Here is a 24,505-nt window from a genome sequence, read left to right as displayed (position 1 = left end):
GAATTAGTTGGCTGATTTTATATTATTTACTGAATGTCCCTTGTTAATAATAACAGAAATTTGGCACTATTGTAATACAATACGCCTTCCACATGGAAATCCATGCTTTTAATCATAGTTTAGCAACATTTTGTCAGTTCACTACATTGGGGTACAAGTTCTTCCGTAACACAAAAAATCCCCCTCCCATGAAAATCATGAGGAATTTAAGCGCATTTGCAGCTTTGTGTCAGAGGATAGCAATGAATTCACTCATTCTTGTCATTCTGGCCCAGAAAGGCAAACTGAAGTCTCAGGATTTCATCCATCGGAACGACTTTTCGGACTCTGCTCTCCAGACTTTCCGCCTCAGCCCAAAGGAAAGGATAAAAAGCTACGCCCTCACTGCTCTTCAGTTTCGAAGCATCGTTCTGCCAGCCGTCCCATCTGTAATCGGTATAGAACTTATCCGTATCGCCATGCAGACACCAATAGACGAATTGTCCAAATTTTATCTCCATATCTTCCATCTCCAGACAGTCGGGGGCAAAATAGCCGATATTGCCGTCGTCAAGACAGATGAACAATCCTCCCAGTATGTCTTCGCCGATCACTATCTCGTTGAACGGGAACAGACTGTTTCTAGTGACAAAGTTTAGTTCTCCCGAACCGTACAGCCTTATCCAGTTGTCAATGACTATACCACCTGTGTTTTCAAGGATTGCAGCCATCAGGCTACCGCTCTTGATCCGGTACTTCTCTTTCATTGCCTGCCTTGCTGCTTCATCCAGAGGCAGCACATTTATCGTTTTTGACGAACTTTTTATTTCATCAAGTATTCTCTGAAACATTTCATCGTTCATAGTCTTTATTTTTTTTCTGCTTAAAATTCTACTTTTCATCATACTCATTCAAAATAAATTGCACATTTATCTTGAACGTTATACCCATAGCATTTGCCGGAGGCCGTTATTACTTTTTTCATGTTTCTGTAAATCTTAAAACTCCATATCCTCCGTCCATTCCAAAGAGTCCACCGGACAAAGCTCTACTTTCTTCATTTCGTACCAAACGGTCAGCAATATCCTAATGCTGTCAGGCGTATATCCCTTAACCCATGTACATTCTACAAATTTTCGTCTGCCGTCTCTGATTTCCTCGAATGTGGCATGGCTCAGCAACCCTACACGGAACTCTCCAGCCATGTCCTCCTTTCTTACTTGCATGGCATAGACTGGTTTCCCGTAGCGTATCGTGCGCCCGTCTTGGTCGATCAGACGCTGCAAGACTTCATTGGGCGTTTCCTGACGGGCTACTATGGCAAAACGTAGTGAAAGGTAATCCCTCCACCTTTGCGGTACTTCAGTCCGCTCATTCTCCGGCGGCATTGTCTTGTCCGAAAAAGTGGGAAACACAATATTCGCCGCCACCACCATAGCCACGATAACTGCCCAATAGACTGCTATTGCTCGTTTCCAGTAACGGGGACGTTCACGGAGTTCCTGCCGGACTTCCTTGCATATCTTCTTGTCGTCAAAAAATCCCAGAGGGATGGCTGACAGCAGCACCGCCAGACTCGCCAGACCGTAGAAAACAACCTTTTGTGGCACGTTTACCAGATGTACATACCCGTCTTGTCCCCTTGCCGCCAGAAATGTGCCGGCCAACAGGACGAATTCCGGGAGGATGCTCAGGAAGTATATTCCGGCAGCAAATGCCTTTCGCTTCCTTTTATTGTTCCATTCCGTGAAATGCGCGTAGGAAATTTTATGCAGCATCACCAACAGGCGGAAAAAACGGCTGAATATGTTTCTTCTATTTGTCATTTGAGTATTTCAGTTATCCATTTCAGAGCAGTTCCTAATAAAACCATTGCGGGAATAAGAAGCAAATAGAGAGGGAAAAAGAACAGGTTGCGCCGGAAGGGACTGAACTTGCGTCCCGCATAATGCTGCATGACCGCTTTCCGCCGGGAAGGCGGGTATATTTTGCCGAACAGACGGTCTGTCATGAAGACAGAAACGGAGAACACGATTAGAAGAACGGCTCCAAACACCTCGAATGCCAAGTCATCCAGAAAATGACCGCCTATGGTCAGAACCGGCATGAATATAAAAAACGTGATACAGGCCCACAGCATATCACTCCCACGGGGTTGTTTGAAACTGACCTTGTGATAATGCTCCCATGTTATTTCTCCCAACCAAAACAGATAGTCGAAGAAATAATAATGTCGTTCTTGCTCTTTATATTCCTGTTTCTTCATTCTAAACATAATGTTCGGCAGCCAATCGCTGTTTATGGCAATCTTTTCATTTCGCTCAATTACAAATATATATCATAAGGAAGAAACTTCAGAACATTCGGTCTTCCTTTTTTCTATGGTATGCTCAAAAGCATTTTTTGGGGATGCTTGTTTGGACGTTCTCCCTAAGGTCGGTGGAGCTGTCTCGCCCGAAAGTTTCCCGGCGTTTAATCGTTAGTTAGGGACAATAAAGCAAACCCCTATCCATAAATGACTATACAATTCCAACAACATCGAAGTAGTGTCAGTACAAAATGTACCAACAGTATTTTTCCGCTATACTTGAAACGATAGCAGGCAGATGCGACAAAGCCGATGGCACTCCAACCAATCGCCACCCGGCTTGTAAAGATATAGTTTTCGGAAGATTCATAGCTCCAACCTAATCCTTCACAACCTATCGGGTAAAGTTCCGGATGCTTTGAGAATTGTATAGAATCACTGACAACCATCCACAGCAATAGCAGACAGCATAGTCCCCACAATATCCTTAATACCAATCTTGATTTCATATTGTTTTGTTCATCATTTCAGGTTATCGTAAATGGTCTAACTCGATGTACCAACCTTCCTTGATGGGCTTGTAAAGCGTGGTGTCGTTGTACGTCCTGCGGTAGATCTCGTTTAGGTCGCCATGTTCGGTGATACGGATATTCCGACGGCTTCTCAATCCGGGATCGTAAACGAAACTCTTGGACGTTCCTGCATCTACGATACTGTGGGAGTAGTACGGCATAAAAAGGCTCACATATACCGAATCTGCCGTTTCCCATTCCCTGCGATCAACAAGGATAAAACCGCATCCAATCTCTGATAACAGGGAGTCGAGTAGGATTCGGTCTGGCTTTAACAGCCCATATACCGGGATGTCTTGTTCGTCATTTGATTCATAGGATGTATCACTTTGCTCTATTGAATCAAGTATAATGATCCCGTCAGGAGAAAGTGGCGGGTAGTGAAAACTACCTTCTGAACTCTCTGACATGATTTCGTACACCTTACGGAACGCCGCCTCGTGCGTGGCAAAGTGGCGTATCATTTCCTCATCGCTTGGCGGCATAGGCGGTTCTCCGCAGCTTGCAAGAAATAGTGTAATAAGAACCCCGATTACGTAATACATTCTCATGTTCTTCCAGTCTTATAACTACTTTAATAAGTAAATTAAGAAATTGCTTTCGCTATTTTGCCATTGAGTTTTACTTTCTCTTAAAATCGTATTTGGAATAAATCATGTCAAAATTTTCATTCTGTTCCCATGAATATCCGTAGAGAAAGAGCAACGTGTTTTCTGCTCCGCACAAAACCTCTGTCAAACCGTTATCGGACAAGATTTCTTTTACCTTTGGATATGTTAGATTAGGTAACTCAATGTTTAATAGCGATGAAATGTGATCGCGTTGGGCATCATCTATATTCAAGTGGATGGCAGTAACGTTTGGCGGGACAGGGAGTTGTGATGTCTCAAATTTTATTTCATCATCAGGATGTTCCTTGAAATACTTTTCAATCTTTCTCATAACAGCTTTGGTTACATGTTGGCACAGCGACAAATCACATGTGGACATTTCCATGTTAAATTTGAATGTATTGTTGAAAGCTTTCTGTAGCACAGCTTCAACACCAATTGGTTCGCCTTTGTGCAACCTGTCACAATCGAATGGTGAGTACTTCGGATGCAACTCTTTCACTTTCCAATAACCCGTTCTATATTGTGTAACCCAATCTCCAATATTGATTTTTTTCATGGCATTATTTTTTTTGTTCAATCTTTTCCTTCAAGCTTTGAATGTTCAGCAGGGAATGGCTTACCGTTATCCTGCGTTGTTATCAGTATTATATCTTTTTCATTATTTAATCTAATGGTTCTTAGTTTATTGTAGTTAAAACAATTATTCTAATTGTGTGTCTGTCTTCATTTCTCTCTGTTTGCTTTCCCTTATCGCATCTATCTCTTTATAGGTGTCGTCCACAATTTGATGGGATTCCGTATTTAGTTTCTTTGCATATTCCTGAACAATAGAATTTATTTCATGATAAATCCAGGCGGCTACAATCAGTATTGCAAAGACAGCCAATATTTTCTTTATCGGTTTGAAGCGGAGCAGATAACCTAAGAAGGCAAACAAGATATAAGCGATGTATATATACCCGGTATTGAGAGTCCTGCCAAAATATTCCAGTCTATGACGTCGCAGTTCGTTTGAAGTTTCCCATGCACCGATTGCGTGCTGGTACAATTCTGTATGTGCTACCAACCTCAGACTGTCTTCGTTGGCAACAGGATGAACGGCATCTTGATACACAACTCCGATTTCTCTCAATCGGTAGCTGTCATAGGCTTTTGATGCTAAGGTATCCGGAAGTATTGAGAGCAGCAGACCGCATGTGTCAATATCAGCCTGAAAAGATGTTTCAAGAGAATCAATCTGGGCTATCAGCTTTGTTTTAGACATAGACATCGGCTTTTTGTTCAATATCTGTTCTATGCTTATACCGTACTTGTCCGCCAGTGACCGGGGATAGCTGTGGTTCATATCAACTATTTTTCCGACGGATATGACCATCATCTGTGGACGCACAAACCAGTCATAATAATAAGTCATTGCCGACAAAGGAAGGACAAGAATCAGACCGATTGCCAATGTCCGGAAAAAACCGGTCCACTTTTCTCTATCCATAGCCCAAAAGACCAGGAAGGTTGCAACGCTCAAACTGTATGGAATCAGAGATGTAAATGCTGTCAGTCCTAGCTGCACACAAAAGCTAAGAGCTTCTTCTGTAGGCAGATCATAAAATGTACCTTTGTTCACTTCCTTGATTACAAGTCCCGCAAAGCCACACGCCACAGCGATAGTAAAAATCACAATAAAATAGATGCAATTCTTCTTCAAATGTTTCATATTCTTTTTACTGATAATGTTTGGTGGCTAACCGACCTTTTCTGGGGAGGTTTAGCCGCATGTTAATCGTCTTTATTGGATTGAATGTATTATTAAAGATACTTCGTCTTTTTGGTAATGATAAGTTTTTATTATACAAGATGTTTTTTGTAGTGATAAAAACACTTTAACCGATGCTTCACAATAGGGAGACAAAGAATCAAATAGGACTAATTCAGTAGAATCCCATTTTACTTCAACTTCTTCTATCGGTTCTGCCCCAGTTACTATATCATTCTCCAGAAGTTTTTCCACCGTTAGATAATCGGGAGCATACTTCCAACGAATTATTAAAATTGCTCCATCTTTATTTACTATGCGTGTAGCCATCGGTTCATCTCCCATTACCAATAAGACATGATTGTCTATATAGATTTTCCCCAAGTAATCTGTTACGCTACATATAGCATTGTAGTTTTCTTGACCCTTCCATTGATGGGCATATTGTTGCTCAACAATGACAAATGGGCTTCCTGATGTTTCAATCCAATTATTCATATTTTTTCTCAGCGATTAACGTTATACTATCAGCCGATTTGGTTGTTATTTTCTTTAAGTATCAGACCTCGTCTTCCTCCATCAACAGATCGTCCAACGGGCTTTTGATATTGCTTTTGAAAGTGTCGGCTATGTGGACATACCTTTCCGTTGTCTTGATGTTGTTATGTCCCATAAGCTCTTTCACAATTTTGATGTCGGTTCCTTGCTCCAGCAAGTGGGTGGCGAACGAATGGCGCAGCAGGTGCGGATAAATCCGTTTCGTGATTCCCGCTTCCCGAGCCGCAGCCTTCAACCGTTTCGACACGATACTCTCGGTGAAAGGTTCGCCCGGTCTGTGTTCAAAGAGCCACACTTTCGGTTTGTATAGTCTGTTATATTCCGTCAGCTTTTTCATCAACGGTTTTGACAGCAGGGTGTAGCGGTCCTTCTTGCCCTTTCCCTGACGCACCCGTATCAGGGAGCGGGGTTCGTTGATGTCGCCGGGTTTCAGTTCCAGCAGTTCGCTGATGCGCAACCCTGCGGAGTAGAGTATGGAGAACATACAGAAGAAACGCAGGTCTGTCACTGTCACGTCGAGTATTTTCTTTATTTCCTCCTTGCTCAACACGTCGGGCAGCGTCTTCTCCCGTTTGGCACGGTTCACCTTGTAACACCGCCGTTCCTGACCGAGAACTTTCTCGTAATAGAACTTGATGGCGTTGATACGCTGGTTTTGCTGGCAGGAGGATATGTTTTTCTCATGGATGAGATACAGCAGGTAGTCGTTTATCTCGTCGGGAGTAACCGTTTCAATCTTACGCCCCTCGAAATATTGTTGGAAATCGCGGAAATAGGAGGTATATACCCTTACGGTATGGTCACTGTAACGCACTTGCTGGAGTTTTTCCAGATAACCTTCCGGCAGTGGCGGCCGTTTGTCTTCCTCTTTACGGGGTGCGGTTTCCTTGATGGCGGAATAGTCTATAAACGCCATTTTCACATAGCGGTCGAAGAACTCGGCAAGCACGAAATTCTCTGCCGGCAGATAAGCTCTGCCACCGACAAGCAGTACGTTTTCTTCCTTCGACAGCGACAAGCGGATGTCATTGTCATTACCGAAAGTCACTTCGACAAATTCTCTCCCGTTTCTTACCACAGGAGAAAGTTTGATTTTGGGTTTTGGAGTATATATTTCCATGTTTTTTAAATTTTACCGGTCCCACTCGTTCAGGATTTCTCCGCTTATGATATCATATCGTATCCAGTGTCCCGTCTCGCGTCCCTCGGTGTATTCGCCTTGGACTGCGATATCGTCCCGGTCGATTTCTTTCCACGAACCGTGCTTGTAGCCGTTCTTGTACGAGCCGGATTTGTAGGCGTACAGCTTGCCATGTAGGTGGGCCGTGTATTCGTAGGGGCCGTCCAGTTCGCCGTTCTTATAGTGGCTGACGGTTTTGCTGACCCATCTCTCGGTGGTATCCTCGCTGATTTTCCATTGTTTTCCCTCTTTCCGGTCGTCGGTATAGTTTGCCTCGTAGATCTGCTTGCCGCTTTTCGGGTCAAAGCGTTGTTCCTTGCCGTTCCGCTTGCCCTGCCTATATTCCTGAACCATGTCCGGCTTCCCGTCGCTGAACCATGTCCTTACCGTACCGTCTATCTTCCCGTACTGCATGGGTGCTTCCCGTTGCGGTGTCTTTCCGTCCTGATGATAGGAAACGAACAGACCATGCCGTCTGCCGTCGGTATACTTGCCCTTTTCCCGCAGGCTGCCGTTGCGGAAACGCCTGTACTCGCCCTGCATAACCCCTTTGGAAAAATGCACTATTTCCTCATCCTGCCCCCGCAAGATACGGAATTTGCCCGATAGCGGACGTTTTCCGCCCTTCAGATAATGGACGACTGTTCCATGCTGTTCGTCCGTGGTGGTTCGCAAGTCACCGGATTCCACGATCCGCTGTGCGAAGGCAGAACAACACAGCAGCGTGAGAACGATGGCCGCAAGCATTTTTCTTATGTTTCCCTTTACCTTTCTCATTCGTCCGGATATTCAAGTTTCAATGTCATGCCGTCCAAAGCGATGCCTTCGCTAAGCGTGATGGCAAGTTTCTGTTCTTCGGAGCATCCTATGGTTTCCCCGTCCTGCAAGGTGACATCATCCGACAGGATATAATGCACGATGTCCATTAGGAAATCACGGATGTCACTCAGATCGGCAGGGGCATACACTTCGATTTCCTCTTTCCCGAATTTTCTCAGTCCGTAGGTATAGATGCCGGGGATTCCTTTCTGTGTGCGGTAGATGCCGAACCATACCCAGTCCATGACGGGCAGTTCATCTTCTTGCAGGAGTGCGGCCATATCCCTGTAAAATTCGGGTTGGAACACCATACCGTCGGTATATACCGCTGTAGCGTAGGACTGTTTCAGGCAGGAAGACGTGGCTCTGGTGAACAGTTTGGCTCTCTCCAGCAGGTTGGATTGGTCTCCGGTCACGGATACGAGGATATGAGCCTCGTGTTGTCGTGCCACTTCTGTTGCATCTTTCCACAGGTAGTTGCCCTGTGCATAGTGTTCCGCTTCTCCGTTGGGTACGGGACCGGGCATGATGGCTATTGCCAATGTCATGCCGCTGAACATTCCGACAAGTACGTCCCCGTTGTCGTCGTCATCGGTAAGGACGATTCCCCAGTCTTCCTCGAAGTCATGGATGAACTGTTTCTTGTCCCATTGATTTTGTGAAAGCAACACGGACGAGACAAAGCATCCTTTGATATTATCCTTTTCCATATAGTTCTTTCTTTTTGAGTCGTCAATTATTGAAGATTCTTGCGCAAGATAGGTATTTTACCCTGATTCCTTGGTACTTTCATCTGTTAATATACGATAAATGCAGGCCCTGCCTGTGACTTTACAGATAAAGGTTGCGCTCCGTTCAATAGATGCGCACATACTGTACTTCCCCGTCAAGCAGTTCAACATAGCGGTTGTCGGAAAAGCGCAATGTCTCCAGAGTCCTGCCTTCCTTCTTGACTTCCGATTTGTGGTATGGTTCGCCCCACGCGGCGATGACCATTTCCCTCGTCATGCCGGTATCGACCTTGCGGAAGGCAATCAGCTTCCCGTATTTCTCGCCGTACCGTTTTTCCAGCTGGCCGATACGTGCCGTGCTTACAAACTCGTACACCTCGTCACCGCCTATAGGAAATGCTTCCACACGGACACCGTCAGCACCTTCCATCAGCAGAAACGCCCCGTCACTGTTCATCTTCAGGCCGATGTCCACACAACGGTACTCCGCACCTTCAGCCGGGGTGATTACCTGACCGTCCTCGGTCTCGACGGCCTTGGCAAGTGACAGGAATGTCTGTCCGACAAAGCGTTTCAGTTTCTCATAATACCCTATACAGGTCATGCTCAGCGGATACCTGAATGGGTTGTAATACATCTCATCACCGCTTTCTTTTTCACGGAGCAGCAGGCAGCATCCAGCCGACAGGTAGTCTGTCTTTGTCCAGACCTTCACTACCTCGTAATATTTCCCCACTACCTCTTTAGAAGGGGTGGTACTGATGTTGACCGCCTTGTACACCGTTCGGTCATCCCCGGTAAGGAAATTGACCGTGTAGAAAGCATCCCAGTAGCCGTTCCTGTCATTTTTTACCCCATGCATGTACAGGGTCTGTCCCGGAAGGGAAGTGAAACTCCGCTTCTCCACGTTCGTCAGGCTGTCATAGGGGTGGGCATTTGTCACCGTGTACTCTTTCAGTCCATCGTTCTTGGGAACGATGTTAAGCTGTGCATGGGCATACATCACCGTGCACAGGAAGAAGGTTATAATTGGAATTGTTTTCATACTCAATCACTTTTTAAGTTTACAGGTGGCATCCGGGAAAGAGCACTCAGCTATTTGCCGGAAATAGAGAACAGGTACAGAGACAGTCCTATCCCGACGGCAAGAATCACTCCCAGCCAGAACCGGAAAGTTTTCGGACCGAGCAGATTCATCCAGAAGTTACCTCCTGTACTACCCGGACGGGAATACGTCCACTTCCAGCCACAGATGACACCGACAAGCCATATCAGAAGCAGGCCCGCCACGACCAGATAGCCGTAGCGGGGTTCCTGCTGTATCAGATTCGGAAAATCCTTTATTTTATCCAACCATTCCATATCTCACCGGTTTATTTTTTCAAGAGCGCCGCAAATTCTTTAAGCTGTGGCAGTCCGTCAAAGAAATCAACGTCAAATTTGGCCGTTGAGCCGTTGGCGAGGGTGATTGTCAGAATACCATTGTCGTAATTGTAGTTTGAACTGGATATTTCCGACAATGTAAAAGAACGCATCTCAACATTTCCTTTCACGATGACCGGGTATGTCACCTTATCGCCGTCAACCGTGATGATACAGCTTTTGGCAGCCAACTTGCGGGCCTTATGTATCTTCCGCCAGGCTCTGAACAGCATGTACAGTCCGACAAGGGCAAGGATGATGGCTGTTGGTAACGGTCCGAGGATGCGAAGTGTACCGACTTTTATACCGAAAGGATAAACTACCGGTACTATTATCAGTCCGGCACCGACAAGGATTTCAGTCAGATTGTCCTTGATGGACGATTTGGAAGAATAATTGAATGTAGCCATATTCGGATATTAGTGAAGTTATTCGTTCGGTGATATTATTTTATGAAAAAGTACCAGATAAGCAGAGCCGCGGTGATGATTATGGACAGGACCGTCATGGCCGACCTGTATTTTTCGACAGCAGGCGATTCCTGCGGAGCTTCAAATTCCAGTATCGTAGGTGCTTGGCCTATCGCGCTATTAGGAATAGCCTCTATCTTGAACTCGTTGGGCTGTTTTTCAATGCCGATCAAGGCATAGGCACAATCAAGCTGATTGGCCTTTCTTGGCGAGAATACCGATTTGCTGAACAGGATGACGCCGTCATAATGATCGCTTATTTCCATTACCGAATCCATATCCCGTTGTCCTGTCAGTATATGACGGCCTGTATCAGGATCTACTATGTAATAGTCATAGCCACAGGACTGTACGGAATCATAACGGATTTCACCGATTTCCAGCGTATCCACTTCAGCCTTGATGCTCTGAAGGGTGGCCTCGTCAATTTCAGTCCCTTTCAACGGGCAGGCATACAGGCAATAGCGGCTGTCTTCGTGCATCACGGTTCTGATGGGATAGAGGTTTACTACTTTGCGGTTTTCCAGTTTGAGGTATGTCTTAGACAATTTGCCGATTGCTTTCCCGTTATAACCGGCCGGAACAGCACCTCCTTCAAGAATGGCTGACAGATTTTTAAGTTCGCTCATGTTGTAATTCTTTTTATTCGTTTTCGATTATTGTTGATTATTTGATTCCATTTTCTACAGTGAGACAGAAGTTCACCTCCCTGTACAGTTGTTCCAGCAGATGTTCGTCATCCAGCGACTTCCTGCCGGGACGTAAGAAACCGTCCGGAGTGTCGGATGCGTAGTAGAACATGTTCCCGTTGAAGGAGAGCATCAGGTCACGGCTGAAGGATTTCCGCAGGGCGGTCAGCTTCCGCATCATCGCCGGGGTGAGCACCATGCGGGCTTCCACCTCGTCATCCGCGTACACGGCAAAATGCCTCTCGAACTCCGGGTCTTCCAAATGTACGAATTTTGCCCCGTACTTTTCCTTCATTCCCTGGATTGTTTGCGCCAGGTAGCCGATTTTGTTTTCCAGATGGTCGGGCAGCAGCATCACGTAGCCCCTGAAGGTGCGGTTCAGCTTGCAGCACCCGAACATGCCCCTGAAACTGTGCATCGTGCTCTCTATCCTGACTCCGAATATCGGACGGATAAAATACTGGTACGGCACTTCAAGGAAGTTGAAGGCCGAGAAATCTTTCGAATTGGCTGAAGTCACACCGGCATCCACGACAGTCATCATGTCATTTCCGACGGGAATGTCAAGACGGCCGTAACAGGTCGAACTTACCGAATTGCCCGATGACAATGCCGTTCCGAACAGGCGGCTGTCCGCAAAGACTTTCGGCTGTATGGAACCGGAAGGATTGTACCTTGCTCCCGGGAACAGCAGGTAGATGATGTGGGCCATCGTGTAGGTTTCCCTCTTGTTCAGCGCGGCAAAACATTTCATGAATGCGAAATGAAGTACAAAAAATACGGCAAAGCCTATCATGAGGTATTTTCCCGTGGTGACGGAAGTCTCATAGTCAGTACGGTCCACGAGGAATCCGCCGAAGATACAGAAACCGAACCACACGACGGTACACAGATAGACAATGGAGGTCAGGATGCGGAACACAATCCGGAGCATCCTGATACGGGACATCTCTTTCTTCATGTGAAGGGAAATGCCCTTGAAATCTATATTCTGACTTTCTTCCATGCTTTACTTGAATAATTCTCCCACTTTCACTTCCTTGATCTCACTTTCCGGGAACTCTATCAACTCCTGCTGCTCATGCTTGCGCCAGGATGCGATTATCGACGACGGAAACATTTCAATGTAATTGTTATAATCGGTAGCAGCGGCATTGTAGGTGCGCCGGATTGCCTGCAGCTCATTCTCCATGTCCTCGATCTGGACCTGAAGATGAAGGAACTGCTGGTTCGCCTTCAGCTCCGGGTAGTCTTCCACCGCCACATTCAGTCTTGACAGAAGCGAGGACATTTCCGTACCGCTTTTTATCTGCTCGGACTCTGTAGCGTTCGAAGCCCTTGACCGCAAATCGGCAATGCGGGTGAGAATCTCATTCTCGTGCCCCATGTATGCCTTTACGGATGCGACAAGATTGGGGATCAGGTTATTCCTCTGTTTGAGGACCACGCAGATACCGCTTCTGCATTGCTTGACCCGGTTCTTCTTTGCAATAAGGCTGTTGTTAGTGAATACTGCCCATAAAATAATTATGAGCAGTACCACGATAATACATATAACGGCTATAATCATATTTTCAGATGGATTTAGACATACAATTCAGCCGGTATGACTCTGATTGTCCCTTCCCAGTAGAAGTGGGGGACGATGCCGTCTGAAGGAAGATAGCCTTGGGGAAGTTCCTTGTAATAAAGGACAAGTTTCCTTACTTCCACATCGGCGCCTTCCACGATTTCACCACTCAGTTTCACGGTTGACCAGCAGTCCTCCTCCTTGGCAAGACTGACTACGCCCTCACATCCGGGAGCTACCGGCTGCCTGCCTTCACACATGTTGCGCAGCTTTTCCATCACTCTCTTCAGCCATTCCACATCGTTCATGTGTCCCTTGTCCAGTGCGTATATGCCAATACCATGGAAAGAGTCGTCCTTGTGCTTCACGCCTTTCCACGCCTCTGCCGGGGCACTGACAATCCCCGCGTAAACGATATATCCTTCCGTGAATTTTCTCAACCACTTGCTTTTGCCCAGCCATGGTGCCTTTCCTGCAAGTTTCTTGAAGAACTCGGTCTCAGAACTGCGTGGCGTCTGCATGTACGGTTTCATCTTGTCAAGCTGTGTCGGGTTCTTGTACAGTTCCCTGTCTCGCTTGGCTTCTTCGGCCTCCTTTGCACGCCGTGCGGCCAGTTTCTCCCTGTATTTACTTACGTCAAGACCTTGTGCTTCCATTTGGTCAAGATCATTCTCTGTCATGGTTTTCTCCCATTCTGTTGCTGCATTTTTGAAAAGTGCCATAATCGTAAAACTTTTAAGATATTGTTGATCCTATTTTTTTCGGATTCTACCATTCGATTGCCTTCCAAGGGGAATCTTCTTTATTGAGAAGCGCTCCCACGACTTCATCCGCAGTCTCGTAGTCATCTGTTTCGCCTCTCCATATTCCGCGTCCCACGGCAAAGCTGTTGCCGTATTCTTCCCACGAATTGAAGGATTCCTTGGCTATGCCGGCAGTGGTTCTGATGGCTTCCCACATTTCGTCTTCATTGATGTAGCCGCAGATGAAAGCCCAACGGGCCATGTTCACGGCACGTACAAGGTCCCATGCCAGCACGGTTTCGGGCAGGTCCGCTTCCGTCGTTTCATTTACTCCCATTACAAATTCAGCTATCGTGAACGCATCGCCGATCTTGCTGTCCTCGTCCGCCTTTTCTTCCTCGGTGATGGCCTCGATTCCACGCTGGCGGATTTCAGTCAAGGCCGGATCCGCACCGGCATGTTGGCCTTCGTTCAGCAGCCATGAGATGGTCTCCAGGGCACTCTTCCTGTCAGTAACTTCCCACCATTCCTCAAGCATTTCCTTAAGGGTGTCCGTGCCTGCTGTACTTTCAAGGGAGTCCACGTTGTCATCGTTGTATAGGAACAGAGGTGCCCCATAAGCCAGAAGTCTGTTCTGTTCAGGTGTCAGGCTGTTGTCGCCCTTGCGGGTGATTTCCCAACCTGCATATACGTCAAAACCGTCCGAGAAATCCGGTAAACCTTCCGGCATGAATCCGGCATTCATTGCCTGCTGCATCATGTTCCCTGCGAACTCGATGTTTTTGCTGTAGGTCTCCATTATCGCCTCGGGATCCTGGGCGGATTCTGCCATCATCTTTGCCTGGTATGCCTGTGCCTCCGCAACTCCCGGGAACATCTCGGCCGAGTCCTGCATCAGCTTTTCATGCATCTTCATCAGGTCGGTGCCTTCAAATCCGGGTACGTTGCCATACAAGGCTTGCGCCTGTTCCAGTGCTGCTTTCATGGCCTGAGCCTGTGCTTCTCTTGCGATTTCCTCGGGTGTCTGAGGTGTCTTCTTGGTTTCTTCTGCCATATCTTTCTAATATTAAATTTGTTAATGAATATCTTACCTGTTTATTCCGCTCCGTTTTCAAGAAGTTTTTCCACGATTTCGTTGAAGCCGCGCTCTCCTGCATAGTACAGGGCGGTGTGCTGGAGGTTGTCTGAGATGCTAACATTCGCGTGAAATTCAAGCAGGACGGACACAAAATCGTTGTGGCCCTCCTTGGCTGCAAGAATAAGCGGGGTTTCCCCGTTGTCATTCTGTGCGTCAACCGCAGCTTTGGCCTTCAGCAGAGCCTCGCCTATAAAGCGGTTACCTGAAATGGCCGCGTAATGTATCGGGGCATTGCCGCTCAGCATAGCTTTGCCGGGATCGGCTCCGGTCCCGAGAAGAAGGTTGACCATGACAAGATTCCCCTGCATACAGGCGAGTATCAGCGGAGTCTCTCCGCCGTCATTCGTCGAGTCAAGCATGGACTTGTCTGACAGGAGCAGCGTGCGGACAATTTCACCCTGTCCGTTATACACGGCCTGATGAAGCGGGGTGTTGCCACGTGCATCCCGGTCATTCCCGCACGAGAGTCGGGCGACCACTTCCCGCAGCCCGTGGGCTGTGGCATAGTCGATGGCCTTGTGGCCGGAGGCATCGGCGACCTCCGTATCGGCTCCCTGATCCATCAGGAAAAGGGCGGCATCTGTACGCTTGTTGTCAAGCAGGCATATTAGCGGGGTTCGTCCTTCATTGTCCGTCACGTTGATGTCGGCCCCCTTCTGGAGCAGCTTCCCGAGGATTTCCTTGTTGCCGCTCCGTGCCGCCGCGTGGAGCGGGCTTTCGGAACGGTTGTTGATACATGACGCGTCGGCATCGTTGTCAAGAAGCAGAGCCACTATGTCCCTGTAACCTTTCTGACAGGCATAATAAAGAGCAGTGTTTCCTTCCTGATCCCTTTTGTTGATGTCAATTCCTCCCTTTTTCAGGAATATCTGGACAATGCTTTTCTGCCCGTTTCGGCAAGCATTGAGAAATGTCTGGTTGTTGTCCATATATCTTTGTTTAAGAATATTTCAATAATAGTCTTACGAGATTGTCATTGTTGTAGTCTGCCGCCACGTCCATGGCCGTTTTGCCTTCATTGTTTACGGCATTTACGTCAGGCAGCTTGAAGTCCAGCAGGAGTTCAATCGCTTTCTGTGCCATGCTGTCACGACAACATGCCGCCACATAATGCAGGAGGGTGTTTCCCCGGTTGTCCGTCTTGTTCACGTCAGCTCCGGCTTCGAGAAGCTTTTCGAGGATTTCCGTGGGGTCGTCAGAACCGGCTGACCAGCCGTAAGGCACATATTTTTCGTTCGCCTTATGACCACCGAAGAGAATCATCATGGGAGTTTGGCCGGAAAGATTGGCGGCGTTGGGGTCGGCCTTTCCCTTGAGCAGCCAACCGAATGCCGTTTTACCCAACCTGTAGCCGGTATGGCGGCAGGAAAGGGCAAGTGCCGTGTTGCCTTCCGTATCAACAGGAAGCTCGGGATTCCAGCCTTTTTCCTTCATCAGGTCAAGCAGCCCCTTGTAAACCTCGGTATCCTTGCAGAAATAGTCCTTACTCACCCATACCGAAAAAGCCGTCTCTTCATTCGGGAAACGGTAATTCGGATTCGCTCCGCCGTTCAGAATCATGGCCGGAGCATCCTGTATGCTGTCAAACCAACTGAACGCACAAGCGAGGGGCGACTTGCTTTCAAAGTCATACATATCCTTGTGCTCACACACCGTCTGCAGGTCTGCACCCGAACGCAGAATGGCATCCAGTGCCTCCATATCCTTCATGTACATAGCCTGGAATATGTCCATGTTGCCGTGCAAGGCCGAAAGTTCGTCAACATCGGGGTCGCTTCCGGAAAGGAAGGCCGCGATCTTCATCGCCTTGTTCTCTATGGCGGCATCCCAGGCTGTCTTTCCACTGTTTGACTTGTCTTCCGGATCGGCCTTGTCTTCTTCAACAAGCCTTCTGGCAAGTCGGTAGGCGGTTTCGCCATCATCCTCCAGCCTTGCAATCCTGCTCCTGATTTCCTCTATCTTGTTTTCGGGGTAACGGTATTGTACGGATTCGTCCAGTTCCTTTTTCGCGAACCGGATATCCCTTCTGATGTCGCCTGAAGCGGCACAAAAACCGAAAAGCACGTTCTCGCCGTTAAGGTCGGTTGAGTTGACGCGTGCTCCGGAATCTATGATCGCTTCCGCCATCTTGAAATGACGGTTCCTTATGCACTCGATAAGGGCCGTCGTATTCTTGGCCGAACGCGGTATATTCGCTCCTTGTTCTATGAGCATGACGGCTATTTCTTTCAGTTTGTCTTCATCTGCACAGCCGGCACTGGTTCTGCCGAGGATATGAATCGGGGTGGAACCGTTTGCATCCTTCGTGTTGGGTTCGGCATCACGTTCAAGAAGTATCTTGACCCCCTCCGTGTCTCCATACTGGCAGGCAAGATGCAACGGAGAACGGTCTTCGTACTGTTCGTCGCTGTCATCGACGGGCACTTCCCGGAGCGCCTGATGAATTGCATCCTTCGGCTGACTTGTCGAATAAAGTCTGTATATGTCACTGTATTTCATGGTTGTATGTTTTTTATCAGTTCTTCAATGTGTTGATATTTATTGCCCAAACGGGCGTGGATAGTCCGCACCTCCGTGTGCAGGTGCAGTCTGGCCGACACTTTCGCTTTCAGCCTCAACAGTTGTACGGCGGCGAGGTTATCGGGAGCATCCTCCGGCATGGGACAACCGGCAGGGCTTTTTTCGTATTCCCAGCGGAGGACGGCTTCCGGCAGGTTTTCCGGCAGACGTTCCGTTAACGGTGGCAGCAGCCTCTCCGCTTCCAACAGCAGGGAACGGCAGTCATTATACAGAGAAAGGTAGTAGTAGCATAACGCCTTGTTGTAAAGTGTCGGCAGGTCAGACTTTCCTGCCTGCGTGAAACAGGAGAAGGCAAAGGCATATTCGCCACTTACCATATAGGTAATACCTGCGGAAAAAAGTTCTTTTTTCTGGGATTCAGGCATGGTTTGTTTATTTCCATATATTCCAATCATAGATACTTAAACACTAAAAGAGATTTCAGACTGTTATGGGTGGAAACAAAAAACCGACGATATTCGGGCGCAGAGAACGCTCCCCAGTACCGTCGGACCATAAAAATATCCTGCCTTTTTTGAGACAATATGGCAGAGGATGAGTATTTATAGGAACTTTTGTCGTAAGACAAGGATAACCCCGGATAATTGATTCCGGTAATCCATTGTAAATTAAATGTTTTATTATATATTGACGCGCGATAATTGTGTGTGTGTGTGTGTGTGTGTGTTTACACGAATTTTCCACACTGCCAAATTATTAATACACTTTTTAAGGGAATATGTAAGGTAACTAATGCACACAAGAAAAACGTCCGCTTTATGCGAAGCTTCGCTCAAACAAATATCATTTGTTAAAATCGAGCGACATTTTACAATGTATCCATTGTCATACATATCAGTTTATTAGAGTGAATACTTCTTCAAATACAAAATTAGAAAAATGTTTTGTTCTGCAATGAAATAACCGACACTTTTTTCAGGGAAAAATAAAAATGGCTTTATTATAATTGCCTTGTACCATAGAAAACGGGCAGAGAGCATGCAGTTGCTCATCTGCCCGTCCTGTAGGGAGAACCGTTTCATGCCGCTATCGGATTCACTTTCAATGTAGTCTGAAAGATGAACGCCTCTACTTTCATGTTGATTATGAAACATTGTTGGTGTGCGTGATAAGACTTCATGCCTTATTCAAACCTAAATCCAACGGGCACAAAAACAAGTAAATAATTATTCAATGTCTTGAGATTATTAAATACCGCAAAGGCAGTAAGGAATATAGCAGATTGGATTATTCTAAAAGGCCAAATTTATATCTTCTTTTGGCGGCATATTACAAGGAACTTGCCACCCGTTCAGGGGGGCTCTTGTGGAAACGGAACTAACAAACAAGCAGTAATTTCGTTTCTTGTTCATGGTAAAGACTACGACAACAAATCCGGTAGCGGTATTTACTGTTATTTAGGTCAGCCACGGGTTTCGATACGGGTCATAATCTGTTTGGAAAGTAGCCAGTTGCCAATCGGTAACCGGCTTTTTCGTGTCATCGACTTTACGGGGGATTTGTGGATTAAGTCGCAATTTGGCGGCATCATTAAGCCATTTCATGCTGTCCTCGTAATCGCGCATACGGACAACACTGACATTATTCGGGGCAATGAGTTTCGTGAGCTCGTAGATAGCCAATCGAACCATATGCTTCTTGAGGTTGTAGTTTCGTGGATCGTGTAATGATAGGTTTAGACCGACTTGCGGCGTGTCCGCGTTCACATCCGTTTCCGGGTAAAATACCCGTCCGTCATAAACTACATATTCGTGTTCCGACAATTCGTAGGCATTGTATGATGAATCGTAATCGGCTATGGCTCCCCAACAGTCGGACACCATAGGGTCAAGATTGCAATCGAAACAGTCAAGCGTCATCAAAGTATAGAACGCCCCTTCATATTCAACGACTGACCACAGAGGATACTCGACAGGCTGCCATAACGTGACTTCCGTCTCGATCCAACCGCCGACCATCGGGATACGGATATCATCGAACTTGTACCCGTTTTCGGCAAGGCAAATATAGACAACACCGTTGTAGTTTACTTTATCACCCGGATAATAGGTGTTGAACTGGGAGTAATTTACAACTTGTCCCGCATCGACGTGGATATCGGAACACTCTTCCCAATAGATTGCCGTTGCCGGCTTGCGATAGCCGCTGACGGAGCGTATCACCTCATGGATTTGTCCCTCGAAATAGACATGCACACCCACGGGATAGGTAATTCGATGGTCGTATTCGGCGATATATTTTCCTTTTGCAAGTTCCTTTTCAATCTCGTAGTTCTCTGACAAATATTCCACAATGCTCATCTCCGCCGATTCTTCCGCCTGGATGAATCGTGCATCATTGCCCCGCGTGAGTTGTGCTAGTGCTTCCGGAGTAATTATCCCAAGATAGTCGTCATTATTGAGAAACCGTCTGTACATATCCTTGTTCCGTTATTAGTATGAAAATCCTTCCTGAATTACCGATGTGGAGACCACATACCCGTTCCCGTCGCCTCCGCTCTTGAACTTGTACCAGCTGTCGCGCAGGTAGTAACAGAGCAGGTAGTCAAGGCAGTCGGACAAGTGTCCATACCGTTCATATTTGACACCGGTTTTCGGGTCGGTGGTCTTCTGTTTGCTCTTGGTACCGTCCTCGTTACGAAGCTGGTAAATCAGATCCTGGGTAAGTTTGCGACATTTGATATCGATTTGTATCTCCCAGCCTTCATAGCCCCCGAATACCTCGTTGACGAACTCGCACCGTGTAGCCTGCGGAGGCTGCTTGCGTAACAGCTTTACCTTCGGTCGCAGGATTCCTCTGCCGAAAGTGTCCGTGATGATGGTATAGTTGTTGATGCCGTCCTCGTTGGTGGTGGAGCGTTGTAACCCGGAAGGGTCACCGGTCACATCCACTCCGCCAATATGCTTGTCCCGGTAAAGTTTTAAGCGTACTTTCCGTGCCAACGCAGGTGTGTTGTTCTCCTTTTCCTCCGGCTTGCCGAGTATCTCTTCCAGTATATAGACCTTCCTGTTTTCATAGTCTATTTGTGCGGAGAGCACCGACATTTGGGGGGCAACATTGAAGTCCCACACCGTGATGAGCGGCTTGGTCGGATCGTATGCTTTTTCTTTCAGTCCGGTAACGAGATGCCGGGAGCCGTCGAAACTGTTATAAATCGCCATATCGTTGGCTTCCACGAAATCCCAGTTGCCATAGAGCAGGCGTTCCTTTGTCGCCTGGTCCCGGATCTTGTTCAGGGCCGCCTCGTACACCTGACGGAAAGCGATATTCGGGTTGTCAAACACGGAAAAAGGTATATACGCTTCACCCTCGCGGCAGATGACCTTGTCTCCGTTTTCGTCCTGCACGAAGCGGGAACGCACCCAGTTAATCGTCGGATTGGTGGTGAGCAGCATTCTCGGGGTCTTGAATGTCTCATGGGTTCTCCAGCGGAGACGGGAGAACAGTACTTCGACGGCCCGTTCCGAGATTTCCGACACCTCATCCACCATGGCGATGGTATATTCCGAAGAGCCGAAACGCTCGAAGTTGGGGTCGCTGGGGATATCCGCCATCTCCTTCATGATGATGACCGAGTCATTCCAGAATGTGAGCGTGCCTTCGAGGTTGTTTATCTTGTAGTTTGTATCCTCTTTCAGTCCCCAGTCCTTCAGAATCGACTTGATGGTGTTCCATGTCGATTCCTTTAACGACTTGAGTGTCTTACGGGCCACCACCGCACGGATATTCTCGAACCGAATACATGAAGACACCAGCCAAACGCTGCCGATATACGATTTTCCGCCGCCGGCCGCTCCGCCTCCCAGTATCAGCTGCGGCAGGTTCTGCGACTTGCAATGCCTGCATTGAGGCCTGTACTGAGGGTTGCCTTGCTGGTCATAACCGATAAGGATTTGCTCGATCTCCCCGCCACAATGGGGACAATAGTTCGGTTGCAACAGTTTCCAGAGTTCATACTGCCGTGGGGACGGTTTGAACTCGATGCGCAGGTTTCTGGGTGGTTTGAGCCTGTTGACCGCCATTCGATTTATATAATCTGAATGGTTATGTCCCTTTCGGACTCGAGCATGGCATACAGTTTTTGGAATGTAGTACGGGATTCCAAAACTTTTCCCTTGACCGTATTCTTTCCCACGATGATACAACCGGCGGAATCTCCCTCGGTGTTGCCTGAATGGATCAGGATGCCGAGGAAATGAGGTACATCGTGCAGATATGGCATTTTTTTCTTGTACTTGGGGCTGTACTGAAGGGTAACTTTATAAGTCCCGGCAGGAATGGCGGTCTTGGAATAGACCTTTTCCTTGCAGGTACAGGAACGGCCGCGAGGAGTATCCGGACAGGTTGCCGGAAGTTCCCTCACGGCATCTTCGATGGTATTACAGAAAAATTTGCCGTCGATGGACAGGTCGCCTATGGTATAGGTCTGACCTTTGAATTTGCGGTTGAGTGTCAGCTTCATACTTCGATACTATTTGTATCGAAAGAGTAGAGACGGACGCCGGCTAATGTTTATTATATGTGTTTGTAAAAGGAGGATATTTCAGGAAATGATGTATCTTTGTGAACGGATTGACAGTATTTAATCAAGAGTTAATATGACAAAAGCGGATATCGTCAGGGAAATAGCAACGCAGACCGGTCTGGAGAAGCAGGTCGTGTTACAAGTTGTCGAAGGATTCATGGATAGCGTAAAGTCTTCCATGATAAACGGCGAGGAGGTTTATCTTCGCGGCTTCGGTTCTTTTATCATCAAACACCGTGCGGAAAAGACAGCACGCAACATAAGCAGGAATACCACGATAATAGTGCCTGCCCACAATATCCCGGCATTCAAACCGTCAAAAGCCTTTGCAGGAAGGATGAAATCAGACAAATAAGGTGATTATATGCAACAGGAGCGTTATTCAGATGCTCCTGTTACTTTATACAGGGCAACGAGGTTGGTATTGTCCGATTGGAACAGGAAACGGCCGTTGCTTAAAAGGCATTCGTGGATGGTGTTGTCATTAGGATCCGACTCCAATAAAGCCCCCGCCTTGTTTTCATCGATAAGCAGCATTTCTATGCCTTGTACGGTGGCGGCAGTTGCATCAGCAGGAATTTTCAAAAGTTCATCCATCAGATTCATGTCGTTCATAATATCTCCGTATTTGGCTTGAGTCCCGTCAAGCATTCAATGTACCAAGACCAAAAAGCGTGGGACATAACCCGTAGCACCGAGGTTCTGGTAAACCTATCCGCAAACAAGTTAAGCCCACGCAAAAGCATAGGCGAAAACTGTTTGTCCTGCGGATAAGTGAAATTTACCAGATTTCGGTGCATGACAAAAGCTAACGCTTTCCGTATTTTATTATGTCGTTCTGCCAATATGGTTTTTATGCCGCATCTGCAGAAGAACCGGCCATTATGTGATAACGACCGGACGTGTAAAGGTTATTTTTTAGACTCTTCCAAGGAAAGCTTACGAAACTCTTTCATCAGTTTTTCCAGTTCCAACGAGGTCTTACGGGCACGGGTCCCTGCGGCCTTGTTGCCTTTTTCAATCTGAAGTGCCGCATCCGTGGAGAATGTAGCATATACTTCCTGTATTTTTGAAACCAATTCTTTCATATAAATTCTATTTAAGTTATTGACCACAAAGGTAATGAAAATAATCGAGAATAAGAGCGATTTTGTCAATATTGCAAATATCACATTGGTAATCAATGACTTTTAACAGCCATTACACCGTATGATTTATCCATCAGAGAAATTGTCAAGGTGTTTACAACTTTATGGATATGTCTGGTCAGAACATTTCTTCCATCTGCCGCTTGATTTCTTCCCGCTTTGTATTCTTGTAGTAATGCTTATAGATGGTCAATGGGCTGTTACCAGCCATCTCTGCAACCACATACGGATTATTACCGGCATCTACCATCTTCGATATGAAAGAGCCACGGGCGGAATACCATGTGATGTTTTCTTTAATGCGCAGCATCTTGCATGCTTTCGTCAAGGTTTGTGAAAGGCGTGTGGAAATTTGCTTGACACGTGTAGTCTTCTTGGAAGTGGTCGTGTGTTTATGAGTAAAAACAGGAAATACATAATTTCCATAACTTTGCCCACGGTATTTATTCATGATGGCTTTTGCTTTACTGAGTAATTCCGGTTTGGCTGTTTTGGGAAACTTGATACGTTCATAGACGATGCGGTCTTCCTGGACCAAATCCCATGTCAGGTTACATACATCGACATTCGCCATACCTCCGGTATAGTAGCTGAACAGGAACAAATCAAGATGCAACTGCTCTTTTTTCGTAAACAAGGTACGGTCAACATTTGCGATTTTAGCTATGACTGTTTCCGGAACTGCTCTTGAAGTGGTTTCTGGCCAATTAATATCATCACCGAGACAGAGGAAGTTATCCATATTCACCCCGTACATCTCTTTCTTTTCTGCCTGCCTGCATACGGCACGGAGCAACCTTAGTTTGTGTGTAAGTCCGGCCTTGTTGCCATTTCTGATACCTCTTTCTTTAAGCCAAAACGCAAAGTCAAGAAGAAACTCTTCTGTAATATCCGTAAAGAAATAAGAGGAAAAGGCTTTTTCATATTTTTCCTTTGTAAACGCCTGCAGTTCACGCTTGAGATAGACATACCGTTTAGCATTGGTCGTGCTGTCGACAATCTGACCGTTCTTGATGCGTTTCTTGTTTTTGAATGTCTCTTCAAGATAATCGATCATCTGCTGGACACTCTTTACTTTGACCTCGGGTTTGGCCGCCTTGATTTCATCGAAGCAATGTGATAGCTGGACGGGCGACCAGTTCCTGCCTTCCATCTCCCAGGTATCGGCGACATGCAGATATTTGGTTCGCAAATCGAAAAGCAGTTTGTTCTTGGTAGTGGCCTCCGCACTCCCTACACGGAAACTCTGAGACTTGACATCCCAGTCTTTTAATAGCCCTGTGATGTTTATAACCTTCGGCACACGGGCGTAACCGGTCTTGAAGAAAATTATCTCCAGCTTGACCATCTTGGTGTCTTTCGGGTTCTGCTTACCCCTGATGTTAATCGTGTACATAGACTGATAACGAGTTAGTTAATGACTTATTATTAATTCGCATTAGTAGGAATCAATTGGTATTAATTAACCTACATAGAAACCTACATGAAAAGAGTAGTTTCCTTAGCGAAATAATGTTTATACGGATAAATCCGTACTTGTGTCATTTACTAACTCGTTATCAATCAACTATTTTTCCTAATCACAAAAGTTGTGTCCGAAAAAAGGGTGTGCCTTTATGGCAGCCTTTTAATTTATCTTATGCGCAGTTCCACCTGTAACCATGCCATGAAGTTCCGGATATCCTCATCAGTGGAATTCTTAATATCGA

Annotated in this window: 28 protein-coding genes; 1 reads left to right on the top strand and 27 read right to left on the bottom strand. The window is 46.7% G+C overall.

What is annotated here, in order from left to right:
• Nucleotides 1–248: 248 nt before the first annotated feature.
• The 24 genes from C233_RS0100580 to C233_RS0100460 all read right to left on the bottom strand — a co-directional run bounded on the left by C233_RS0100580 (nucleotide 249) and on the right by C233_RS0100460 (nucleotide 21,585).
• Entirely contained in the window at nucleotides 249–830 is a 582-nt protein-coding gene (locus C233_RS0100580; RefSeq protein WP_244149047.1) for a DUF2625 family protein, read from the bottom strand.
• A 147-nt stretch (nucleotides 831–977) separates the two neighbouring features.
• On the bottom strand, nucleotides 978–1,805 hold the full coding sequence (locus C233_RS0100575) for a hypothetical protein (protein WP_018665641.1): 828 nt from the start codon (nucleotides 1,803–1,805) through the stop codon (nucleotides 978–980).
• Nucleotides 1,802–2,245 (bottom strand): hypothetical protein, encoded by a 444-nt coding sequence (locus C233_RS0100570; protein WP_018665640.1) that lies wholly within the window; start codon nucleotides 2,243–2,245, stop codon nucleotides 1,802–1,804. The genes C233_RS0100575 and C233_RS0100570 overlap by 4 nt, the downstream gene beginning before the upstream one ends.
• Nucleotides 2,246–2,819: 574 nt before the next feature.
• Nucleotides 2,820–3,410: a DUF4948 family protein gene (locus C233_RS0100565; protein ID WP_009316585.1), complete on the bottom strand. Its 591-nt coding sequence runs from the start codon at nucleotides 3,408–3,410 to the stop codon at nucleotides 2,820–2,822.
• Between the two features lie 70 nt (nucleotides 3,411–3,480).
• Nucleotides 3,481–4,029 (bottom strand): hypothetical protein, encoded by a 549-nt coding sequence (locus tag C233_RS0100560; protein ID WP_009316586.1) that lies wholly within the window; start codon nucleotides 4,027–4,029, stop codon nucleotides 3,481–3,483.
• Nucleotides 4,030–4,173: 144 nt separating this feature from the next.
• Complete coding sequence (locus C233_RS0100555) at nucleotides 4,174–5,184, bottom strand: hypothetical protein (RefSeq protein ID WP_009316587.1); 1,011 nt, start codon at nucleotides 5,182–5,184, stop codon at nucleotides 4,174–4,176.
• Nucleotides 5,185–5,256: 72 nt separating this feature from the next.
• Nucleotides 5,257–5,721, bottom strand: coding sequence for an Imm21 family immunity protein (locus C233_RS0100550; protein ID WP_018665639.1), 465 nt, complete (start codon nucleotides 5,719–5,721; stop codon nucleotides 5,257–5,259).
• A 61-nt stretch (nucleotides 5,722–5,782) separates the two neighbouring features.
• The gene (locus C233_RS0100545) at nucleotides 5,783–6,901 is read right to left on the bottom strand and encodes a tyrosine-type recombinase/integrase (protein ID WP_009316590.1); all 1,119 of its coding nucleotides are present in this window, start codon (nucleotides 6,899–6,901) and stop codon (nucleotides 5,783–5,785) included.
• Nucleotides 6,902–6,913: 12 nt separating this feature from the next.
• Complete coding sequence (locus C233_RS0100540) at nucleotides 6,914–7,738, bottom strand: toxin-antitoxin system YwqK family antitoxin (protein ID WP_009316591.1); 825 nt, start codon at nucleotides 7,736–7,738, stop codon at nucleotides 6,914–6,916.
• Nucleotides 7,735–8,490, bottom strand: coding sequence for a DUF4261 domain-containing protein (locus tag C233_RS0100535; RefSeq protein WP_009316592.1), 756 nt, complete (start codon nucleotides 8,488–8,490; stop codon nucleotides 7,735–7,737). Before C233_RS0100535 ends, C233_RS0100540 begins: the two co-directional genes overlap by 4 nt.
• A gap of 145 nt (nucleotides 8,491–8,635) precedes the next feature.
• Entirely contained in the window at nucleotides 8,636–9,556 is a 921-nt protein-coding gene (locus tag C233_RS0100530; protein ID WP_004328541.1) for a hypothetical protein, read from the bottom strand.
• Nucleotides 9,557–9,606: 50 nt separating this feature from the next.
• Nucleotides 9,607–9,873: an immunity 17 family protein gene (locus C233_RS0100525; RefSeq protein ID WP_004328542.1), complete on the bottom strand. Its 267-nt coding sequence runs from the start codon at nucleotides 9,871–9,873 to the stop codon at nucleotides 9,607–9,609.
• Nucleotides 9,874–9,884: 11 nt separating this feature from the next.
• A complete protein-coding gene (locus C233_RS0100520) occupies nucleotides 9,885–10,343 on the bottom strand; it encodes a hypothetical protein (RefSeq protein WP_009316593.1) in 459 nt (152 codons plus the stop codon).
• Between the two features lie 35 nt (nucleotides 10,344–10,378).
• Nucleotides 10,379–11,032 carry a hypothetical protein gene (locus C233_RS0100515; RefSeq protein ID WP_004328544.1) on the bottom strand — a complete coding sequence of 218 codons (654 nt, stop codon included), beginning with the start codon at nucleotides 11,030–11,032 and terminating at the stop codon, nucleotides 10,379–10,381.
• Nucleotides 11,033–11,069: 37 nt separating this feature from the next.
• On the bottom strand, nucleotides 11,070–12,098 hold the full coding sequence (locus C233_RS0100510) for a DUF3137 domain-containing protein (RefSeq protein ID WP_004328545.1): 1,029 nt from the start codon (nucleotides 12,096–12,098) through the stop codon (nucleotides 11,070–11,072).
• Between the two features lie 3 nt (nucleotides 12,099–12,101).
• Nucleotides 12,102–12,662, bottom strand: coding sequence for a LemA family protein (locus C233_RS0100505; protein WP_009316594.1), 561 nt, complete (start codon nucleotides 12,660–12,662; stop codon nucleotides 12,102–12,104).
• Between the two features lie 14 nt (nucleotides 12,663–12,676).
• Entirely contained in the window at nucleotides 12,677–13,384 is a 708-nt protein-coding gene (locus C233_RS0100500) for a hypothetical protein (protein WP_018665638.1), read from the bottom strand.
• Nucleotides 13,385–13,430: 46 nt separating this feature from the next.
• Nucleotides 13,431–14,459 carry a DUF1266 domain-containing protein gene (locus tag C233_RS0100495; protein WP_009316596.1) on the bottom strand — a complete coding sequence of 343 codons (1,029 nt, stop codon included), beginning with the start codon at nucleotides 14,457–14,459 and terminating at the stop codon, nucleotides 13,431–13,433.
• A 41-nt stretch (nucleotides 14,460–14,500) separates the two neighbouring features.
• Complete coding sequence (locus tag C233_RS0100490; RefSeq protein WP_009316597.1) at nucleotides 14,501–15,472, bottom strand: ankyrin repeat domain-containing protein; 972 nt, start codon at nucleotides 15,470–15,472, stop codon at nucleotides 14,501–14,503.
• A 10-nt stretch (nucleotides 15,473–15,482) separates the two neighbouring features.
• A complete protein-coding gene (locus tag C233_RS0100485) occupies nucleotides 15,483–17,042 on the bottom strand; it encodes an ankyrin repeat domain-containing protein (protein WP_009316598.1) in 1,560 nt (519 codons plus the stop codon).
• Entirely contained in the window at nucleotides 17,039–17,488 is a 450-nt protein-coding gene (locus C233_RS0100480; protein ID WP_009316599.1) for a hypothetical protein, read from the bottom strand. Before C233_RS0100480 ends, C233_RS0100485 begins: the two co-directional genes overlap by 4 nt.
• 1,032 nt (nucleotides 17,489–18,520) lie before the next feature.
• Nucleotides 18,521–19,540: a hypothetical protein gene (locus C233_RS0100470; protein WP_009316601.1), complete on the bottom strand. Its 1,020-nt coding sequence runs from the start codon at nucleotides 19,538–19,540 to the stop codon at nucleotides 18,521–18,523.
• Nucleotides 19,541–19,555: 15 nt separating this feature from the next.
• On the bottom strand, nucleotides 19,556–21,145 hold the full coding sequence (locus C233_RS0100465; RefSeq protein ID WP_004303996.1) for a phage terminase large subunit: 1,590 nt from the start codon (nucleotides 21,143–21,145) through the stop codon (nucleotides 19,556–19,558).
• Nucleotides 21,146–21,150: 5 nt separating this feature from the next.
• Entirely contained in the window at nucleotides 21,151–21,585 is a 435-nt protein-coding gene (locus C233_RS0100460; protein WP_009316602.1) for a DUF5675 family protein, read from the bottom strand.
• Between the two features lie 136 nt (nucleotides 21,586–21,721).
• Here C233_RS0100460 and C233_RS0100455 point away from each other — a divergent pair, with 136 nt between their 5' ends.
• Nucleotides 21,722–22,003, top strand: coding sequence for an HU family DNA-binding protein (locus C233_RS0100455; protein ID WP_008142902.1), 282 nt, complete (start codon nucleotides 21,722–21,724; stop codon nucleotides 22,001–22,003).
• 23 nt (nucleotides 22,004–22,026) lie between these two features.
• Here C233_RS0100455 and C233_RS0100450 read toward each other — a convergent pair whose 3' ends face one another.
• The 3 genes from C233_RS0100450 to C233_RS0100440 form a co-directional block, all read right to left on the bottom strand.
• The gene (locus C233_RS0100450; protein ID WP_009316603.1) at nucleotides 22,027–22,263 is read right to left on the bottom strand and encodes a hypothetical protein; all 237 of its coding nucleotides are present in this window, start codon (nucleotides 22,261–22,263) and stop codon (nucleotides 22,027–22,029) included.
• 296 nt (nucleotides 22,264–22,559) lie between these two features.
• Nucleotides 22,560–22,736 carry a histone H1 gene (locus C233_RS0100445; RefSeq protein WP_009316604.1) on the bottom strand — a complete coding sequence of 59 codons (177 nt, stop codon included), beginning with the start codon at nucleotides 22,734–22,736 and terminating at the stop codon, nucleotides 22,560–22,562.
• 178 nt (nucleotides 22,737–22,914) lie between these two features.
• Nucleotides 22,915–24,192 (bottom strand): phage integrase SAM-like domain-containing protein, encoded by a 1,278-nt coding sequence (locus C233_RS0100440; protein ID WP_004293508.1) that lies wholly within the window; start codon nucleotides 24,190–24,192, stop codon nucleotides 22,915–22,917.
• Nucleotides 24,193–24,505: the final 313 nt, after the last annotated feature.

Origin of the sequence: Bacteroides gallinarum DSM 18171 = JCM 13658 (assembly GCF_000374365.1) — a bacterium.
In the GTDB taxonomy this organism is placed as follows: domain Bacteria; phylum Bacteroidota; class Bacteroidia; order Bacteroidales; family Bacteroidaceae; genus Bacteroides; species Bacteroides gallinarum.
The sequence above is the reverse complement of the archived record's forward strand: the minus strand, read 5'-3'. Positions and strand labels throughout refer to the sequence as shown.